The 18,987-nt window shown below is 73.7% G+C and carries 10 protein-coding genes; 3 read left to right on the forward strand and 7 right to left on the reverse strand.

Features of this window, described 5'->3' with window-relative positions; translation table 11 throughout:
• Window positions 1-3: 3 nt before the first annotated feature.
• On the reverse strand, window positions 4-195 hold the full coding sequence (locus BLU95_RS17990) for a hypothetical protein (protein WP_093860923.1): 192 nt from the start codon (window positions 193-195) through the stop codon (window positions 4-6).
• A 211-nt stretch (window positions 196-406) separates the two neighbouring features.
• Here BLU95_RS17990 and BLU95_RS17995 point away from each other — a divergent pair, with 211 nt between their 5' ends.
• The 3 genes from BLU95_RS17995 to BLU95_RS18005 all read left to right on the forward strand — a co-directional run bounded on the left by BLU95_RS17995 (window position 407) and on the right by BLU95_RS18005 (window position 2,247).
• Complete coding sequence (locus BLU95_RS17995) at window positions 407-874, forward strand: carboxymuconolactone decarboxylase family protein (RefSeq protein WP_093860924.1); 468 nt, start codon at window positions 407-409, stop codon at window positions 872-874.
• Between the two features lie 150 nt (window positions 875-1,024).
• Window positions 1,025-1,669, forward strand: coding sequence for a class I SAM-dependent methyltransferase (locus BLU95_RS18000; protein ID WP_093860925.1), 645 nt, complete (start codon window positions 1,025-1,027; stop codon window positions 1,667-1,669).
• Complete coding sequence (locus tag BLU95_RS18005) at window positions 1,666-2,247, forward strand: TrmH family RNA methyltransferase (RefSeq protein ID WP_093860926.1); 582 nt, start codon at window positions 1,666-1,668, stop codon at window positions 2,245-2,247. The genes BLU95_RS18000 and BLU95_RS18005 overlap by 4 nt, the downstream gene beginning before the upstream one ends.
• A 67-nt stretch (window positions 2,248-2,314) precedes the next feature.
• Here the strand turns inward: BLU95_RS18005 and BLU95_RS18010 are convergent, their stop codons facing one another.
• The 6 genes from BLU95_RS18010 to BLU95_RS18035 form a co-directional block, all read right to left on the reverse strand.
• Window positions 2,315-3,373 carry an MDR family NADP-dependent oxidoreductase gene (locus tag BLU95_RS18010; protein WP_093860927.1) on the reverse strand — a complete coding sequence of 353 codons (1,059 nt, stop codon included), beginning with the start codon at window positions 3,371-3,373 and terminating at the stop codon, window positions 2,315-2,317.
• Window positions 3,370-5,178, reverse strand: a complete 1,809-nt coding sequence (locus BLU95_RS18015; RefSeq protein WP_231978618.1) for a phytoene desaturase family protein — start codon at window positions 5,176-5,178, stop codon at window positions 3,370-3,372. Before BLU95_RS18015 ends, BLU95_RS18010 begins: the two co-directional genes overlap by 4 nt.
• Before the next feature lie 62 nt (window positions 5,179-5,240).
• Complete coding sequence (locus BLU95_RS18020; protein WP_093860929.1) at window positions 5,241-6,431, reverse strand: cytochrome P450; 1,191 nt, start codon at window positions 6,429-6,431, stop codon at window positions 5,241-5,243.
• Window positions 6,432-6,543: 112 nt separating this feature from the next.
• On the reverse strand, window positions 6,544-16,116 hold the full coding sequence (locus tag BLU95_RS18025) for a non-ribosomal peptide synthetase/type I polyketide synthase (protein WP_093860930.1): 9,573 nt from the start codon (window positions 16,114-16,116) through the stop codon (window positions 6,544-6,546).
• Between the two features lie 239 nt (window positions 16,117-16,355).
• The gene (locus BLU95_RS18030; protein WP_093860931.1) at window positions 16,356-17,234 is read right to left on the reverse strand and encodes a sterol desaturase family protein; all 879 of its coding nucleotides are present in this window, start codon (window positions 17,232-17,234) and stop codon (window positions 16,356-16,358) included.
• A gap of 251 nt (window positions 17,235-17,485) precedes the next feature.
• The gene (locus tag BLU95_RS18035; protein ID WP_093860932.1) at window positions 17,486-18,868 is read right to left on the reverse strand and encodes a hypothetical protein; all 1,383 of its coding nucleotides are present in this window, start codon (window positions 18,866-18,868) and stop codon (window positions 17,486-17,488) included.
• Window positions 18,869-18,987: the final 119 nt, after the last annotated feature.

Consider the following 18,987-nt stretch of genomic DNA (forward strand, 5'->3'; position numbering starts at 1 on the left):
CGGCTACTCGCGGTACTCGTCCTCGTCCAGCGGGACGGTCCGGCTCTGCTCGGCGACGTCCGCGACCTCGGTGGCCGGGTCCGCTCCGAGTGCGCGGCGCTCGGCCAGCTCGTCGTACTCGTCCTCCGCCGCCCCGTTCTCCGGCTCCACGGCCTCGTCGACCTCGTCCAGGTAGTCCTCGTGGTTCTGCGGCATGGTGTCCGTCCTCGTTCCTCGAAGGTTCCTCGGAGGCTTCCCCCGGCCCGTCGGTCCCGCTCGGCGGGGTACTCGCAGTATCCGTCCGCCACCGGCCGGACGCGACGCGCCACCGGCGCCCCGGCGTGTTGCCCGCCCGGGGAATTGACCCGGGGGAACGGTCCCGGAATGCACCCCGCCCGGGGTGCATCCCGTTCCTAGGCTCGTACCCATGACGAACACCACCACCCCCCTTCCCGCCGCCCGGCTCGACTTCGCCCGCACCGCCCCCAAGGTGTTCCGGGCGATGATCGCCCTGGACGCCGCCGCCCGCGAGGGCCTCGACCCGGCGCTGGTCGAGCTGGTGCAGGTCCGCTCCTCCCAGCTCAACGGCTGCGCCTACTGCCTGGACATGCACGTCAAGGACGCCCGCAAGGCCGGCGAGAGCGACGAGCGGATCTATCTGCTCCCGGTCTGGCGCGAGGCCCCCGAGGGCGTCTACAGCGAGCGCGAACGGGCCGCCCTCGCGCTCGCCGAGCAGATCACCCGCATCGGCGACGGCGTCTCCGACGCGGTGTACGAGCGGGCCGCCGAACTCTTCCCCGAGCCGGAGCTGGCCCGACTGATCTCGCTCTGCTTCACCATCAACGCCTGGAACCGGATCAACGTGGCCACCCGCAAGACCCCCGGGACGGCCTGACCCCGGGACGCCCCGACCCCCGGGACGGCCCGCCCCCACCGCGCGGGACACGGTCCCGGCCGGGCACCGGGGTACGATCGGAGCCGTACCAGCAGGGCTTACCCACACCTCCCGGTGGCCCCGAGGCCCTTACGAACGACGGGGAAACGCATGTCCGGCTCGCACTACTTCTCCGGTGCACCCGAGGTCGCCAGCGAGCGCCGGCCGATCACGGTCACCCTGCCGGACCTCACCCTGGAACTCAGCACCGACGCGGGCGTCTTCTCCCGCAACCGGCTGGACCCGGGCACCCGGATCCTGCTGGAGCAGGCGCCGCCGCCCCGGGTGCGCGGCCCGATCCTGGACATCGGCTGCGGCTACGGCCCGATCGCGCTGACCTGGGCGAGCCGCCGCAAGCGGCTCCCGGTCTGGGCGGTGGACGTCAACGGCCGCGCGCTGGACCTGGTCCGGGACAACGCCGGGTCGCTGGGGCTCGGCAACGTGCACGCCGCGCTGCCGGAGGAGGTCCCGGCCGAACTGCGGTTCGCGGCGATCTACTCCAACCCGCCGATCCGGATCGGCAAGACGGCGCTGCGGCGGCTGCTGGAGCAGTGGCTGGACCGGCTCACCCCGGACGGCTCGGCCTTCCTGGTGGTGCAGAAGCACCTCGGCTCGGACTCGCTGCAGAAGTGGCTGAACGAGCACGGCTGGCCGACCACCCGGCTGACCTCGGTCAACGGGTTCCGGATTCTGGAAGCGCGGCCCCGCCCGACGGCGGGCGAGGGCCCCGAGAGTGGACGAGGGACGACGTCGTGAAGCAGCTCCGCGGGACCGAACTGAAGCGGCTGCACCGCTCCTGGCGGCGTGGCAACGAGTTCCGGCTCGCGATGATCCTGGAGAACCTCCAGTCGCCGTTCAACGTCGGCTCGGTGGTCCGGACCGGCGCCGCGATGGGCGCGGAGAAGCTCTACCTCACCGGTGACACCCCGTCGGTGCGCTCGTCCGGCGCGCAGAAGGCCGCGATGGGCACCGACAAGTACCTGAAGGTGGAGCACTTCCCCACCGTCGCCGAGGCGGTGGCGGCGGCGAAGGCCGACGGCTTCAAGGTGGTCGGCCTCGAACTGGCCGACGAGGCGGTGCCGATGTTCGCCGCCGAGCTGACCCCGGCCGTCGCCTTCGTGCTGGGCCACGAGGACCGGGGGATCACCCCGGACGCGCTCGCCCTCTGCGACCAGGTGGTGTTCGTGCCCCAGCTGGGCCGGGTCGGCTCGCTGAACGTCTCCGCCGCCGCCACGGTGGCCTGCTACGAGGCGCGCCGCCAGGGGTACGCGATCAGCGGCACCCCGGACGGTTCGGACGCCGGCGGCTTCGACATCGACCTCGACGACGAGTGATCCGCCGCCGGCGGGAGGGGCGCACCCTCCCGCCGGCGGACCGGACCCGGTCGGGCCCCGGCGGGGATCAGACCTCGACCAGGACCTTGCCCCGGTTGCGCTCGCGGTCCAGGTAGAGGCTGCGGTAGGCCGCCGGGATCCCGTCGAAGCCCTTGTGCACGGTCTGGTGGTAGCGGATCTCCCCGCTCCGGACCAGCCCGCCGAGTTCCCGGTGCATCAGCGTCAGCAGCGGCTCGGTGAACCACTCCTGGGCGAAGATGCCGCGGATCGTGGTGCGCGGGAACATGATGTACGGCAGCAGCCTCGGCCCGGTCAGCTCACCGTTCACCGTGGTCGCCCACTGCCAGCAGACCGCCACCCGGCTGTCCACGTTCAGCATCGTGAACACCGCGTCGGTGATCGTGCCGCCCAGATTGTCGAAGTACCGGTCGACGCCGTCCGGCGCCGCGAGTTGCAGCGCCTGCCGGGCCTTCTCCGCGTCGTCGCCCTGGGTGTAGAGCACCACCTCGTCGAAGCCCAGCTCGCGCAGGTACTCGGCCTTGCCCGCCGAGCCGGTGGTGCCGACCAGCCGGCCGGCCCCGGCCCGCTTCGCCAACTGGCCCACCAGGGTGCCGATCGAGCCGGAGGCGCCGCTGACCACCACGGTGTCCCCGGGCCGGACCTCCAGGAAGCGGGTGAGCGTGCCCCAGGCCGTCATCCCGGGCGCGCCCATGATGCCGAGCGCGCTGGACACCGGCAGCCGCTCGTCGTACCAGGACGGGTCGAGCCGGCGGTAGGCCGGGAACACCATCGGGAAGGTGCCGGTCGTCCACAGCTCCTCGGCGCCGTTGTGGACGACGTGGGTGCGCCAGCCGCCGAAGCCCTGCACCAGGTCGCCGACCGCGAACGCCGCCGCCGGACCGGCCTCGACCACCTCCATGATCGAGTCGGCGCCCATGTGGTGGCCGATCGGCGTCTCCAGCGCCAGGCCGTTCTGGTACGGGTCCACCGAGACGTACCTGGTCCGGAGGAGCATCTCGTCCGGCCGCAGGTCGATCCGGACGTCCTCCACGACCTTCTCGTAGACGCGGTTGACGTCGGGCACACCGTCCAGGTGCTCCCGGACCACCCACTTCTCGATCCTCATGCCAGGGCTCCCGTCTGCACGTTCTCGTTGTCCTCGCTGCCCGCGTCGCCCTCGGCGGCCTCGCCGGCCTCGCCGGCCTCGCCGGCGGCCTTCGCGGCGGGCGGCACCGTCCGCCGGCCCGGCTCCGCGGGCCGGCCCACCGGGATGACCAGGTGGGTCGGCATCGGGGCGCCCGGGTCGATCCCGGCGGTGAACTCCACCCCGTCGTCCCGGCAGACGAACTGCATGACGTGCCGCCCGGCGGCGGCCGCCCGGATCAGCCCGCCGATGGTCGCCCAGACCCCGGAGAGGTAGAAGTTCGACAGCCCGGGCAGCACCGGACCGCTCTTCTTGATCTCCTCCTCCACCGTCTCGGCTCCCTCCACGAAGGGGTTCCAGCCGGGGAAGGTACCGTCGTAGACGCCCGTGTAGCGGACCTGGGTCAGCGGGGTGGACACGTCGGCGACGGCCACCGCGGCCTTGAAGCCCGGATACCGCTCGTCCAGGAAACCGACGATGCCGTTGCGGACCCGCCGCTTGGCCGCCATGTACTCCCGGCCGTGCTTGACCGGCAGGGTGTGCAGTTCCTCGCCGCGCCGCACCCGGGAGGACTGCTCGGGGCCCTCGTGCAGCGCCCGCCAGGGGGCGATGTCGGAGAAGTACGTCGCGAACACCACGGTGGAGTTCTCCGGCGCCAGTTCCGGGTAGTGCCGGGTGCGGAACTGCACGTTCAGCGAGGGGCAGCGGATCCCGGTCAGCTCGGCCGTCTCCCGCTCGCCCAGCAGGTGGGTGGTGCACGGGTCGCCCTCGGGGAAGGGCTTGCGCAGCCCGAGGAACAGCGACACGTAGCCGGGCGACAGCTGGCCCGGCTCGTCGATCAGTGAGGTGTAGAGCCGCCGGTAGGTGTCGTTGAGGTACTGGCCCTTGAGCAGCTTCATCACGGTGGTGTGGCCGTCCGCGGCGGACACCACGATGTCGGCGCGGAACTCCCGGCCGTCGCTGAGCCGAACGCCCACGGCGCGGTCCCGCTCGACCAGGATCTCCTCGACCTTGGCGTTGTAGGTGATCTCGCCGCCGAGCCCGAGGTAGCGCTCCTCGATCGACCGGGCCAGCGCGAGCGAACCGCCCTCCGGCACCCCGGCGGCGTGGTTGGCGTGCGAGGCGAGCTGGAAGTAGAACGGCAGCACCGGGAAGGCCGGGTGCTTCTCGTAGAGGATGAAGTTGAACGCCTCGCGCAGCAGCGGGTCGCGGAACCGCTGCGAGAAGTCCGTCATCAGCAACGTGATCGACTTGCGGATGGTGTTGAAGTGGGGGGCGAAGGAGGCCAGCATCCGCCAGCGCTCGAACCGGCCCATCAGCCCGACCGGCTTGAGGAACGGATAGGCGGCGAGCGCCTTGCGGAAGGTCCGGATCCCGGCGCAGAACTCCCGGATCGGGGCGGCGTCGGCCGGTGAGAGACCGAGCAGGTGCGCCTCCAGCCGGTCCGGGTCGGAGTAGAAGCGCACCTCCCGGCCGTCCCGGCCCCGGACGATGTTGAAGACGTCGAAGTGCCGCATCTCCTTGCCCTGGAGCGCGCCCAGTTCGAGCCAGATCTGGTACATCTCGTTGCCCGGGCCGTTGCCGAGCAGCCAGCTGATGCACCAGTCGAAGGTGAAGTCGCTGCGGTCCCAGCCGGTGCAGGAGCCGCCGGGGATCTCGTGCATCTCGAAGATCCTGGTGCGGTAGCCGTTCATCCGGGCGTAGCACCCGGTGGACAGGCCGCCGAGACCGCCGCCGATGACGATCATCGACTCCCGCCGGGGTGCGGGGTCTTTCTGCCGTGCCATCTCTGGCCTTCCTCGTGGTCCTTGCCTTGACTGGAGCTGCCTGGTCCTGCCGCCGGCGGCGGTCACCAGACGATCGGGAGCGCCTGCAGACCGTTCACCATCGAGGCCTCCTTCCAGCGCAGTTCGTGCTCGGGGACGGCCAGCCGCAGTCCGGGCAGACGGGTCAGCACCCGCTCGATCGCCACCTGGAGCTCCAGCCGGGCGAGGTGTGCGCCGACGCAGTAGTGCACGCCGTGGCCGAAGCCGATGTGCGGGTTGCCCGGCCGGTCCAGGACCAGCCGCTCCGGCTCCTCGAACACCTCCGGGTCCCGGTTGGCGGCGGCGGTCGCGATCATCACCGCCTCTCCGGCGCGGATCACCACCCCGCCCAGCTCGACGTCCGCGGTGGCGTACCGGGGCAGGCTGAAGCCGGTGAGCAGCGGCACGTAGCGCATCAGCTCCTCGACGGCCTTCGGGATCAGCTCGGGGTGCTCCCGCAGCCGGGCCAGGTCGCGGGGGTTGACCAGCAGCTGGTGGAAGAAGTTGCCGATCTGGTTGGTGGTGGAGACGAAGCCGGCGATCAGCAGGTCGCAGGCGATGGAGAGGAGCTCCTCCTCGCCGATCAGCCGCTGCTCGCGGCAGGCCCGGACCAGCGTGGTGAGGAGGTCCTCGCCGGGCTCGCGGCCGCGCAGCTCCAGCACCCCGGCCATGTAGTCGATGAACGCCCGCCCCTCGACCGCGAGCACCTCGCCCGGGGTGACGGCGGAGAGCACCGTCTCCGCCCACCGCCAGAGCATCCGGTGGTCCTCGGCGGGGATGCCGAGGACCTCGCAGATGATGGTGGTCGGCATCGGGATCGCGAAGTCCTCGACCAGATCGGCCGGGCCGCCCGCGGCGAGGATGCCGTCGAGCAGTTCGTCGGCCAGCTCCCCGGCCCGGACCCGCAGCCGCTCCACCCGGCGGGCGCTGAACTCCTTGGCCACCAGCGAGCGCAGCCGGGTGTGCTCGGGCGGTTCGGTGGAGAACAGGCCCGCGCCGGTGCGGGACACCGGGCGCATCCGGGGCTGGTCCTCGCCCATCGCGGCGGCCAGGCTGAACCTCGGGTCGGCGAGCACCGACCGGACGTCCTCGTACCGGGTGGCCAGCCAGGCGCCGTCGCCGTACGGCATCCGGATCCGGGCGAGCGGCTGCTCGCGCAACTCGGCGTAGCGGGGGTCGAGTTCGAGACCGTTGGGCTCGAACGGATAGGTCAGCGGCGGGTGCTGCCGGAGCATGGTCGGATCCGTCTCTCGTGCGGGGGCCGTCTCTCCTGCGGGCGCCGTCCCTCCTGCGGGGGCGGGCTCTCGTGCGGGGGCGGGCGGGCTCGGCACCCGCCCGGTGGCCGTCTCAGGACGCATGGGTGGCGGCTCCGGTGAGGATCGACCGGGCGAGCCCGGCGTTGTGGGCGATGAACTCGCGGTCGAGCATCTCGGCGTGGGTGCCGAAGCCCTTGAAGACCGCCGTCCGGGTGGCCGAGCTGCCGTGCCAGGCGCCGTCCCGGCCGGCCTCGTACAGCGCCACCTTCTCGTCGTCGGAGATCACGCTGAGCGCGGCGGCGACCACGCCGTGGTTCGGGGTGCGGCTGCAGAACCGCAGGTAGTCCCGGGCCTGTTCGCGGGTCTCCCGGGCGACGACGGCGGAGCCGGTGTGCCGGTGGAGGTGCTCGGCCAGCTCGGTCTCGAAGGCCTGGAGGTGCTCGTCGGCGAGGTCGAAGGACTCCAGGATCCGGTGCGAGTCCATGATCACCACATTGGGCACCGCGCGGCCGCGCCGCTCCAGCTCCTTGGCGACCTCGAAGGCGAGGTTGCCCCCGAGCGAGTACCCGAGCAGCGCGCACGGGCCCTCCGGCTGGAGCGCCTCGACCAGGTCGGCGTACTGGTCGACCTTGTCGTCCCCGGAGACGTAGTTGAAGGCGATCGTGCGGTACTCCGGCAGGTGCGCCGCGAACTGCCGGTACACCAGCCCGTGGCCGCCGGCCGGCGGGAAGCAGAACAGCGTCTGCCGCTGCTCCTGGTTGAAGCCCAGGTAGGGCTGGGCGCCCTCGATCCGGCCGGTGACGATGTGCTCCACGGTCTTCGCCATCCCGTGCAGGGTGGTGACCTTGAACAGCCGGCTGACCGGGATGCTGATGTTGAACTCCGACTGGAGCCCGTGGATCAGCTCGATCAGTCTGATCGAGGAGCCGCCCGACTCGAAGAAGTCGTGCTGGAGTCCGGGATCCTCGATGCCGAGCAGTGTGCGCCAGTGCTCGGCCATCCGGACCTCGTAGAGGGTGACCGGCGGCTCGGCCGCCTCGAGGGCCTCCGCGCCGGGCTCGGGCAGCGCCGCCAGGTCCACCTTGCCGTTGGCGGTGAGCGGCAGCGCGGGCAGCTCGGTGAAGCGGGTCGGGATCATGAAGGTCGGCAGCTGCCCGGCCAGGTGGCGGCGCAGCGCCCGGTGGTCGAAGGTCCGGCCCGGCGCCGGCACGCAGTACGCGCAGAGCACGTGCTCGCCGCCGCGGTCCGGCCGGACGGTGACCACCGCCCCGGCCAGCTCCGGCCATTCGGCCAGCCGGGTCTCGATCTCGCCCAGCTCGATCCGGTGGCCGCGCACCTTGATCTGGGAATCGGCCCGGCCGAGCAGGTGCACCCCGCCGTCGGCGTCCCAGCGGGCGAGGTCCCCGGTGCGGTAGAGCCGGACCGGTCGGGTGCCGTCGGCACCGCCGAGCGGCAGGGTGGCGAAGCGGCGCGCGGTCTGCTCCTCGTCGCCGAGGTAGCCGAGCGCCACGCCGGAGCCGCCGATCCACAGCTCACCGGTCACCCCGGGCGGGACCGGGCGGCCCTGGGCGTCGAGCAGGTGGAAGGCGCTGTTCGGGAAGGGCCGCCCGATCGGGACCATCCGGCTGGGCTCCAGCCCGTCCGTCGATCCCTCGAAGTACGCGCTGTCGATGGTGGTCTCGGTGAGCCCGTAGGAGTTGACCAGCCTGGTCCGCGGGCCGCACAGGGCGCCCAGCCGCCGGTACTCCTCGACCTTCCAGACGTCCGAACCGACCACCAGCAGCCGCATGAACGAGAGGTCCCGCCCGGTGCGTTCGCAGTGGTCCAGCACGGTGCGGACCACCGCCGGGACGAACTCCGCGGCGTCCACCCGCTCGGTGCGCATCACCTCGTACAGCCGGGCGGTGTTGAACAGCAGCTCCCGGCCGACCAGGACCAGGGTGCCGCCGGAGCACAGCGCGCGGACCACGTCGCCGGTGAAGACGTCGAAGGCGGGGCCGGCCATCTGGAGGTGGGTCCGGGCGTCGGTGTCCAAGCGGTACTCGGCCTGCCAGGCCCGGTAGGCCGAGGCGAGGTTGCCGTGGGAGACCCGCACCGCCTTCGGTCGGCCGGTGGAGCCGGAGGTGTGGATGACGTAGGCCGGATCGTCGAGGCCCACCGGCACGTCGGCGAAGCCGTCGTCGCCGTCGAGGCCGTCGTGCTCGGCGAGGCCGTCGTGCTCGGTGGAGCCGTCGTGCCTTCTGAGGCCGTCGGCCCCGGTGGACCCGTCGGCGCCGAGTTCCGCGGTGGTGACCAGCCGGGCCGGCAGTCCGCCGAGCCGCTCGCGGTCGTCGCCGACCACCAGCACGGCACCGGTGTGGCCGACCAGGTGCGCCAGCCGCTCCACCGGGTGGCCGGGGTCCAGCGGCAGGTAGGCCGCGCCGGCGCGGAGCACCGCGAGCAGTGCCACGATCAGTTCCGGCGACTTCTCCAGGCAGAGCGCGACCACCGTGCCCGGTCCGGCACCCAGCGCCCGCAGCCGGACGGCGGCCCGCCGGGAGCGCCCGGCCAGCTCGCCGTAGGTCAGCCGGGCCGTCGGGCCCGACTCGGCCGGCACCGCCACCGCGGGCGCCGCCGGGTCGGCCGCCGCCGCCCGCAGCACCAGCTCGTGCACCGGCTCGGCGAACGGCACCCGCCGGTCGGCGCCGCTCCACCGGCGGAGCGTCACGGCCCGCTCCCGCTCGCCGAGCAGTTCCAGACCGGTGGCCGCCCGATCCGGCCCCGCCGTGGTCAGTGCCCGGAGCAGGTTGACGTAGTGACGGGCCATCCGCTCCGTCGTCGCGGGCAGGAAGAGGTCGGTGTTGTACTTGAGGACGCAGTGGAAGCGATGCTCGGCCTCGTCCTCGTAGGCGGACAGGGTGAGGTCGAACTGACCCTCCTCCTCCGGGAGTTCGATGTACTCCAGGTGGTAGCCGTACTTCTCGGTGGCCACCTTGTGGTGCAGCAGGATGAACATCGCCTGGAAGACCGCCGAGCGGCTCGGGTCGTGCTGCAGTCCGAGCTGCTCCACCAGCAGCACGAACGGGTACTCCTGGTGGTCCAGCCCGCCGAGCACGGTGGTCCGCACCCGTTCCAGCAGCTCGGCCACGGTCGGCCCGCCGGCCAGCGAGACGTGCAGCGGCAGCGGGTTGACGAAGTAGCCGTAGACGCCGGCGAACTCCTCGTCGGTGCGGCCCGTCACCGGGCTGCCGACGACGATGTCCTCCTGGCCCGCGTAGGCGTGCAGCAGCAGGTAGTAGGCGCTGAGCAGCACCATGAAGACGGTGACGTTGTGCGCGCGGGCCAGCGCGTGGACCCGGGCGCTGAGTTCCTCGTCCAGGACGAAGAACTCGGAGGCGCCGTTGTGGGTCTGCACCGCCGGACGGGGCTTGTCGGTCGGCAGGTTGAGCAGCGGCACCTCGGCCGGCAGGTGCGAGCGCCAGTACTCCAGCATCCTCGGCGCCTCGCGGCCGGCCAGGAAGGCGTTCTGCCGGTTGAGGAAGTCCAGGTATCGGGCGGCGACCGGGGGCAGCTCGGGCGCCCGGCCCCGGCGCAGCCCCTCGTAGACGGCCAGCAGTTCCTCGATGAAGGTGAAGGTGGAGATCGCGTCCGAGATGATGTGGTGGACGGCCTTCATGATCACCCAGCGGGCGGGGCCGCGCCGGAACAGCCGGAACCGCACCAGCGGGTCCCGCTCCAGGTCGTACGGCCGGCGGTACTCGCGGACGATCATCGCGTGGATGTCGTCCCAGGCCAGGTGCTCGACGTCGAAGACGTCGAAGTCCGGCTCCACCTCGGCGGAGGTCCGCTGCACCGCCCGGCCGCCGTCCAGCGCGAAGTTCGCCCGCAGGCTCGGATGACGCTCGACCATCGCCCGGAAGGCCCTCGCCATCAGCTCGGGCTCCAGCTCCACCCGCACCTCGACCGCGCCGCCGATGTTGTAGGCGAAGCCGTCCGGGTTGAGCTGCTTGAGGAACCAGAGCGCCTTCTGGTTGTGGGTCAGCGGGTGGGCCGACTCGTCCTCGTAGCGCTCCACCCCGGCCGCGCCCGGACCGGTCGGCTCCTCGTCGAGCAGCTCGGTCAGCGACTCGTGCAGCCGGGCCACCAGCTCGGCCACCGGGGCGTTCCCGAGCAGCGCCACCACCGGGAGGGTGACCCCGAGCTCGCCGCTCAGCCGGGCCCGCAGCTCCATCGCCAGCAGCGAGTCCAGGCCGAGGCCGCCGAGGCCCGCGGCCGGGTCGATCCGCTCGGCCGGCACCCGCAGCACGGTGGCGGCCAGCGCGCCGAACAGTTCGGTGAGCAGGGCGCGGCGCTCCTCCTCGCCGGCCGTCCGCAGGGTGTCCAGCAGCCCGGTCCGTTCGACGGCCGGCGCGGACTCCCGGGCGGCCGCCGCGAGTTCGGTCACCAGCGGCGGCGGGGCCGGGTACCAGGAGAGGAAGACCGGCCAGTCGACCACGGTGGCGACCAGCAGCTGGGCCCGGTCCTGGCCGAGCACCCGCTCCAGCACCGCCATGCCGGTCTCCGGGGCGAGCGAGCTCATGCCCCGGCTGTGCCGGTAGTGGTCGACCAGGCCGAGTTCCTCGATCATCCCGGTGGCCCAGGGGCCCCAGTCCAGGCTCAGCGCGGGCAGGCCGAGTGCGCGGCGGTGATGGGCGAGGGCGTCCAGGAAGGCGTTCCCGGCGGCGTAGTTGGTCTGGCCGGCGGTGGTCAGCAGGGAGGCGATCGAGGCGAACAGCACGAAGTGGTCGAGCGGCTCCCCGGCCAGCTGCCGGTGCAGGGCGAGGGCGCCGAGCACCTTGGGGCCGTACACGGTGTCGAAGGCCGACCGGTCCAGTTCGCCGACCAGGGTGTCCCTGACCTGCCCGGCGAGGTGGAAGACGCCACGGACCGGTGGCCGGTCCAGCCGGCGGTACTCGGCCAGCCAGGCGGCCAGCGCGGGCTCGTCGGTGACGTCCAGCGCGGCCGGGACGACCTCGGCCCCGAGCTCCTCCAGCTCGCGCAGGAAGGCCGCCCGCCGGCCGTCCCGGCTCTCCGGGTCGAGGGTCCGCCACCGCTCGCGCGGCGGCGGCGTGCTGCGGCCGACCAGGATCAGCCGGCGGGCGCCGCGCTTCACCAGCGTGCGGCAGAGCAGTTGCCCGAGCGCCCCGAACGCCCCGGTCACCAGGTAGGCGCCGTCCGCCCGCAGCCGCGGCGCCAGCGGGCGGCTGAGCCCCGCCGCGGTCCGGAGCCTGCTGGTCAGCCGTCGGCCGCCGCGCAGCGCGATCTCGTCCTCGTCGGCCAGCGCGAACTCGCGCAGCAGCGCCTCGGCCTCGGCGTCCGTGCCCGTGGCGGTGCCCGTGGCGGTGGCGGTGGCGGTGCCCGTGGCCGGGAGGTCGACGAGTTTGCCCTGATGGGTGGGGAGTTCCTGGTGCCGCAGGACCCGGGTGATGCCCCAGGCCGGGGCGGCGAGGGGTTCGACCGGTTCGCCGGGTGCCGTGGCCTGTGCGGCCCGGGTGACCACATGGAGGCGGCAGTCGGGGAGTTCGGCCGCCAGCATGGCGGCGAGCGTGACCAGGCTGTAGGCACCGGGGGCGGTGTGGCCGGCCGCGGTGGCGGGGTCGGCGCTGGCGAGCCCGGGGCGGTCGAGGTTCCACAGGTGGACCACGGCGGCCGGGTCGGGGGCGCCCCCGGCCCGCCGGTCGGCGAGCAGCCGGGCCAGGTCGTCGGCCGAGCCCGGCTCGACGGTGGCCGGGCGGCCGTCGGCGCCGGCCCGGTAGCCGGTGCCTGGGCGGACCCGCAGGCAGCTGCCGCCGCGCGCGGCGATCCGCTCGGCCAGCGCGTCCGCGACCCCGCCGCCGTCGGCGAACAGCAGCCAGTGGTCGGGGTGCTCGGCCAGCAGGTCCGGGGTGTCGCCGGCGGCCGGCAGCTCCGTCCAGACCGGTTCGGCGAGCCAGCCGTCGATGGTGCCGAGGCCGACCGCGGTCGCGGCCCGCTCGACATCGGCGGCGCGGAAGCCGGTGACCCCGCCGAGCGGGGCGCCCTGCTCCTCGTACACCGCGAGGTCGCCGACGAGCTCGGCGTCGGCGTCCCGGGTGACGGTGGCGTGCACCCAGAGCGGGCGGTCGCCGACCGCGTCCAGCCGGACCTCCCCGATCGCCACCGGCAACCGGATCCCCCGGCCGTCCGCCGACCGGTCCGCCGGCGGTCGGGGCGTCAGCAGCTGGGGCGTCAGCAGCGTCTGGAAGAAGGCGTCCATCACCACCGGGTGCACCTGGTGGTGCTCGCCCTGCCCGGCGGGCGGGCGGATCCGGGCGAGGGCCTCGCCGGGGCCGATCCAGACCTCCTCGATGCCCTGGAAGGCGGGGCCGTAGTGGTAGCCGAGCGCGGCGAGTGCGGTGTAGCAGTCCGGCCCGGCGAGCCGGCGCAGCGCCCGCCCGCGGACCGCCTCCGCGTCCAGCGGGCGGCCGGGCCGGCGGCGCTGACCGGGGCGGACGGTGCCGACGGCGTGCACGGTGCGCTCGCGGCCCTCGCCGGTGGCGACGGTGAAGGTGCCCTGCTCGGCGCAGAGGGTCAGCCGGACGGCGCGGCTCACGTCGTCCGGCAGCAGCAGCGCCTTGCGGAACTCGAGGTCGGCCAGGGCGGCGTCCGTCCCGCCGGTGAGGGCGCGGACCGCCTGGACGGCCATCTCCAGATAGCCCGCGGCCGGGAACACCACGTCGCCCTGGATCCGGTGGTCCTCCAGGTAGGGCAGCGCCTCGGCGTCCGGCCGGGCCTCCCAGGCCGGTTCGGCGCCGGGCAGCCGGCGGCCGAGCAGCGGGTGGTCGACCCGCCCCTGCCGGACCTCGGCGACCGCCTTCGGCTCGACCCAGTGCCGGTCGCGCCGGAACGGGTAGCGGGGCAGCGGGACGATCCGCCCGGCGGGCTGGAGCACCGACCAGTCGACCTCGACGCCGAGGTTGTGCAGTGCGGCCAGCGAGGCGGTGAAGGTGGCCTGTTCGTCCTCCTGGCGGCGGATCGAGGGCAGGGTCCGCGGCTCTGGCCGGTCGGCCGTGCCCGGGTGGGCCTCGAGGGTCTCCTGGATCGAGCGGCCCAGCACCGGGTGCGGGCCGATCTCCAGGAACAGGCCGTAGCCGTCGTCGGCGAGCCGCTCCACGGCCTGCCGGAAGCGGACGCTGTCACGGACGTTGTGCCACCAGTACCCGGCGTCCAGCTCGGTGCCGCGCGCGGTGCCCTCGCGGCCGGTGAGGTAGAGCGGGGTCTGCGCCGGGCGGGCCTTGATGTCGGCGAGCGACTCCAGCAGCTCGTCCTTGATCAGCTCCATCCGGGCGCTGTGGTAGGGGACTTCGACCGTCAGCGGGCGGGCGAAGACCTGCTCGGCGGTGAGCGCGGCGGCCAGTTCGGCGAGGGCGGGTGCGTCCCCGGCCAGGGTGAGCGCGCCGGGGCTGTTCACGGCGGCGACCGAGACCGCGCCCCCGTACGGGCGGATCCGGCGCAGCGCCTCGGCCTCGGTGAGCGAGACCGCGAGCATGCCGCCGGTGCCGGCCAGCCGCTGCTGGAGCCGGCTGCGGTGGAACACCACCTTGACCGCGTCGGCGAGGTCGTAGACCCCGGCCTCGTAGAAGGCGGCGACCTCGCCGGTGGAGTGACCGACGATCGCGTCCGGCCGCACGCCCCGGCTGCGCCAGAGCGCGGCCAGGCCGATCTGGACGGCGAAGTTGGCGGGCTGGGACAGCCAGGTCCCGGCCATCCGGGAGTCCGCCTCGTCGGCGGTGAGCTCGTCGATCAGCGACCAGCCGGCCAGCTCGGCGAGGTGCTCGGCGCAGGACTCGACGGCCTCCCGGTAGACCGGTTCGGCGGCCAGGAGGCGGCGGCCCATCGCCCACCACTGCGGGCCCATCCCGGTGAAGACCCAGGCGAGTCGGCGGTGCCGGGCTTCGCGGCGGTGGCCGGTGAGGACCCGGGGGTGCGGTTCGCCGCGCAGATGGGCGGTGAGCGCCTCGTCGAGCGAGGCGCGGGCGGCGTGCTCGCGGGCGTCGTAGACGACCGAAAGCCGGGCGTCGTGGTGCTGGCGGCGGTGGGCGAGGGTGTGGCCGAGGTCGGCCGGGCGGGCCGGGCTGCCGCCGCGCACGCCGGCCAGTTCGGCCTGGACGCCGGCGGCCAGTTCGGGCAGGGCGGCGGCCTCCCCGGCGGTCAGCGGCAGCACCGTCCAGAGCGGGCGGTCGGCGTCCCCGGTGCGAACGGTGGCCCCGGAGGCGGGGGCGGGCACGGGCGCCGGTGCCGGCTCCGGCGCGGCCTCCAGCAGGACGTGGGCGTTGGTGCCGCCGAAGCCGAAGGAGTTGACCCCCGCCCGGGCCGGGCCCTCGTGGGCCGGCCAGGGGGTGACCTCGGTGGGGATCTCGTACGGCAGGGCGGCCTGGTCGATCGCCGGGTTGAGCCGTTCCAGATTGATGTGCGGCGGCACGGTCCGGTGCTCGAGGGCGAGCGCGGACTTGATCAGCCCGGCCAGCCCGGAGGCCGACTCGGTGTGCCCGATGTTGGTCTTGACCGAGCCGACGTAGCACTTGTCCCCCGGGCGGCGCCCGACGGCGAGGGCCCGGGCCAGGGCGCCCGCCTCGATCGGGTCGCCGACCGGGGTGGAGGTGCCGTGCGCCTCGACGTACTGGAGGCTGCCGGGGAGGATCCCGGCCTCGGCGCAGACCCGCTCGATCAGGGTGACCTGGGCGTCCGGGTTGGGCACGGTGATGCCGTTGGTGCGGCCGTCCTGGTTGACGCCGCTGCCGATGACGACGGCGTGGACCGGGTCCCCGTCGCGCAGCGCGTCGGAGAGCCGTTTGAGCGCGACCACCGCGACGCCCTCGGCCCGGACGTAGCCGTCGGCCGCCGCGTCGAAGGTGCGGGAGCGGCCCTGCGGGGAGAGGAAGCCGCCCTTGGTCTCCGCGATCGTGTACTGCGGGGCGATGTGCAGCAGGGTGCCGCCGGCCAGGGCGAGGTCGGTCTCGCCGCGCTGCAGGCTCTGCACCGCGAGGTGGACGGCGACCAGGGAGGACGAGCAGGCGGTGTCGATGGAGACGCTGGGGCCGCGGAAGTCGAAGCAGTGCGAGATGCGGTTCGACACCATCGTCATCATGGTGCCGGTGGCGGTGTGCGCGGCGAGGGTGTCGAAGGAGAGGTCCGAGAACTGGACGATCTTGTAGTCCAGGGTGAACGCGCCGACGTAGACCCCGACCTCGCGGCCCGCCAGTTCGGCCGGCTTCTGTCCGCCGTCCTCCAGCGCCTCCCAGGCCACCTCCAGCAGCTTCCGCTGCTGCGGGTCCATGTGGTCGGCCTCGCGGCCACTGATGCCGAAGAACGCCGGGTCGAACTCGTCGAAGCCGTCGATGTAGCCGCCCCGGCCGCCGACCAGCCGGCCGGGCTTGGCCTTGTCCCGGCTGCCGAGGGTGGCGACGTCGTAGCGGCTGCGCGGGGTCGGGGTGATGCAGTCCTTGCCGTCGAGGAGGTTCTGCCAGTAGGTGCGGTGGTCGCTGGCCCCGCCTGGCAGGCGGCAGCCGATCCCGATGATCGCGATCTTCTCCCGCCCGGCGCCCGGGGCGGTGGACGGGCCGCCGGGGACGGGGCGTTCGGAGGGTTCGGAGAGGTCCGGGGAGCTGACGAAGCGGGAATCCGTCATACGAGTCGAGTCCTTGGGTCGCTGCGTTCGCGCGCGCGGGCGGGCTGCGGGAGCGCCGCGCGCGCCGGGGGACAGCGGCCGCGCGCCGGTTCCGGGCAGGCCGGAAGCCGGGTCGGCCGAAGGGGCGAGCCGGTCGGGAGGAGCGGTGGGGGCGGGACGGTGGGGGCGGGACGGTGGACAGGGCCGGGGGCGGGACGGCGGGACGGGGGCGGGACGGCGGGCGGGACGGCGGGCGCGGCTCAGGTGGTACCGGTCGGGGACGGCTCGGCCCGGGCGGGGCGGCGCCAGGCCTGGAGGTGGCTGGCGACCACCCGGCCGGTGGCGGGGAAGCCGGCCGGGTCGGCCAGCCCCACCGCGAGCGGCCGGCGGCCGGGCCGCCAGGTGAAGCTGCCGAACACGTGGTCCCACACCGACAGGTCGGAGCCGTAGTGCCCGGCCTCCGCCAGATCGGTGCTGTGGTGCAGACGGTGCTGCTCGGGACCGGCCAGCACATGGTTGAGCGGGCCGATCCGGACGTCGATGTTGGCGTGCACGAAGTAGCCCTGGGCGACGACGAACAGGCCGACCACGAACACCGTCGGCACCGAGAACCCGGCCGCGGCCAGTGCGAGCTGGACGGCGCCCTGGGTGAGCAGCACGTCCAGCAGGTGGTTGACCCCGTTGTTGCCGACGTTCACCTTGTCGGGCACGTGGTGGACGCCGTGCAGCCGCCAGAGCCGCGGGCTGGTGTGGCACCAGCGGTGGACCAGGTAGTTGGCCAGCGATCCGAGCAGCAGGGCGGCCGGGATCTCCAGCCAGGGCGGCAGCGCGGAACGGGGCGGGGCCAACCAGCCGACGAGGGCGGCCACGGGCACCTGGGAAAGTGCCCCACCGATCATCGTCAGCAGGAAGTAGACGCCGTACCAGCCCCACTCGCGCACACTCGGAGACCATTCCGGTTCGTACGGAATCAAACGTTCGAGCAGGGACATGAAAGCGATCACGCCGAGCAGGAACAGCTGGTTCACCCGGTCGAGGTCCCAGCGCAGGCGCAGGGCCGCGGCGGCTATCCCCACCATCGTGACCAGCAGGAACGGGTAGGCGACGTGGCGCAGCACGGTTCGGAGCCGCTCGCCCATGACGACCCCCTTCGCTGTCCGCGGTCGAACGCCAACCAAAAGTGTTCGTTCAGATACTAAGGGCGCCCCGAAGTCGTGGCGAGGTATTTTCGAGGGGAATCATGGAATTCTCGATTTGTCCGATGATCTGTAGACAAATAAACGGCCAGAAGCCGCGAAAATCCGGCCAGCGGCGGGCTTTTCGCGGATTATTCGATGACGGCATCATCATCCCGGCACGTTCGATGCTCCGGAGCGGCGGAGCCGCGGGTTCACCGCACGACCAGCCGCCAACGGCTGTCGCCGCCCCAGGTCCGGACCGCCACCAGACGGCCGGACGGCAGCTCCACCGGCTCGTGCCGCCGCCGACCGGACGTGCTGGTGACCCCGAGCGGGTTCAGTTGCTCGTCCAGCACGGTCGCCTCCACGATCCCTCCGTGCCGCCGTGCGGTCCGCACGGTCAGCCGCCCCGGCGGCCCGGCCCAGCGGACCACCTCGGCACCCCGGCCGACGAGGCGACGGTCGAAGGCGGGCACTTCCGCGAGCGGGACCACCTCCAGCCGCCACCGGCCCCGGCCCGCCACCCGGACCTGCTCCGGCTCGCCCGGCTCCGGCGGGCCGCCGACCGGCATGGCCCCGGCCCACTCCTCCGGGCCGTACCGGGTCGCGATCCGCCGGCCGCCGACCTCGACCGCGACCGCGACCGAGGAGTCCTCGTCCGCGAGCGACCAGGCCCGCAGCACCGCCGGGGGCCCGGTGTAGGCCAGGACGTCGTGGCCGGTGCCGTCCGCCCGCCCGACCAGCTCCCGGACGTCCCCGACCGGCCGCAGTTCCACCCGCCAACCGCCCCGGCCGCGGGACACCTCGCACCGGAACGGGCCGAGCGCGCGCCGGGCCGGGTCGGCCCGCACCAGCAGCCGCTGGACACCGTTCGTCGCCATCACATGGACGAAGTCCAGCCTCCGGCCGCCGTGGTCCTCCAGTCCCACCAGGACTCCGTCCGCGGTGTCGACCTCCAACAGGGCCGGCCCCGTCCCCTCGGGCCAGGCGAAGACCTCGCGGCGGTCCCCGATGCCGTACCGCACCGTCTCCGTCGACGGCGGCAGGTCCGCCGGGCGGACGGTCAGGGACCAGTCCTCGCCCTGCTCGACCACCAGCAGCTGCCGGCCCTCCAGCAGCAGGGTCCAGTTGTCCGACCGGTACCTGTGCCCGGCCCGCTCGCTGGTCGCCAGCACCTCCCGGTCGCCGTCCGCCGTGGGCCGCACCAGCCGGAACACCCGGATGTCGCGCGCCGAGGACCAGTGCGTGACGTCCACGACCGCGGTGCCGCCCGGGTGGAGCAGCACCCGGGGACCGGTGCCGGTGACCTCGCCGGTCAGCTCGGCCGCAGCCGCCGGATCGTGCAGCCGCAACTGCCACCCCTTCACGCCCTCCACGGTGATCCGGCGCAGCTCCCGCTGCCGCTCCGGGGGGACCAGCACGGTCCAGGCGCCCTTGCCCCGGTACAGCTCGGTGCCGTCCGCCCCGCCCGCGAGCACGGTGATCTCCGCCTGCCGGTCCGCCGTCACGGTCAGCACCACCGTCCGGGCCGGGGCCGGGTAGTCGACCTCCACCGTTCGCCCGTCCCGGGCGGTCCACTCGGTCCGTTCCCCCATGCGACCTCCCCCCTTCGACGGCAGTCTCGCCACCCGGCGGCGACGGGCGCCACCCCACGGACGTCACAGCCCCGCGACACCCTGCGGCACGACCGCCGCGCCGGACCGATATGGCGGGG

The sequence above is a fragment of the Streptomyces sp. TLI_053 genome, assembly GCF_900105395.1.
In the GTDB taxonomy this organism is placed as follows: Bacteria; Actinomycetota; Actinomycetes; order Streptomycetales; family Streptomycetaceae; genus Kitasatospora.

What these genes read in the sequence shown, in the direction of transcription:
- BLU95_RS17990 (WP_093860923.1), bottom strand. Translation starts at nt 195, where the DNA reads ATGCCGCAGAACCACGAGGACTACCTGGACGAGGTCGACGAGGCCGTG.
- BLU95_RS17995 (WP_093860924.1), top strand. Translation starts at nt 407, where the DNA reads ATGACGAACACCACCACCCCCCTTCCCGCCGCCCGGCTCGACTTCGCC.
- BLU95_RS18000 (WP_093860925.1), top strand. Translation starts at nt 1,025, where the DNA reads ATGTCCGGCTCGCACTACTTCTCCGGTGCACCCGAGGTCGCCAGCGAG.
- BLU95_RS18010 (WP_093860927.1), bottom strand. Translation starts at nt 3,373, where the DNA reads ATGAGGATCGAGAAGTGGGTGGTCCGGGAGCACCTGGACGGTGTGCCC.
- BLU95_RS18015 (WP_231978618.1), bottom strand. Translation starts at nt 5,178, where the DNA reads ATGGCACGGCAGAAAGACCCCGCACCCCGGCGGGAGTCGATGATCGTC.
- BLU95_RS18020 (WP_093860929.1), bottom strand. Translation starts at nt 6,431, where the DNA reads ATGCTCCGGCAGCACCCGCCGCTGACCTATCCGTTCGAGCCCAACGGT.
- BLU95_RS18025 (WP_093860930.1), bottom strand. Translation starts at nt 16,116, where the DNA reads ATGACGGATTCCCGCTTCGTCAGCTCCCCGGACCTCTCCGAACCCTCC.
- BLU95_RS18030 (WP_093860931.1), bottom strand. Translation starts at nt 17,234, where the DNA reads ATGGGCGAGCGGCTCCGAACCGTGCTGCGCCACGTCGCCTACCCGTTC.
- BLU95_RS18035 (WP_093860932.1), bottom strand. Translation starts at nt 18,868, where the DNA reads ATGGGGGAACGGACCGAGTGGACCGCCCGGGACGGGCGAACGGTGGAG.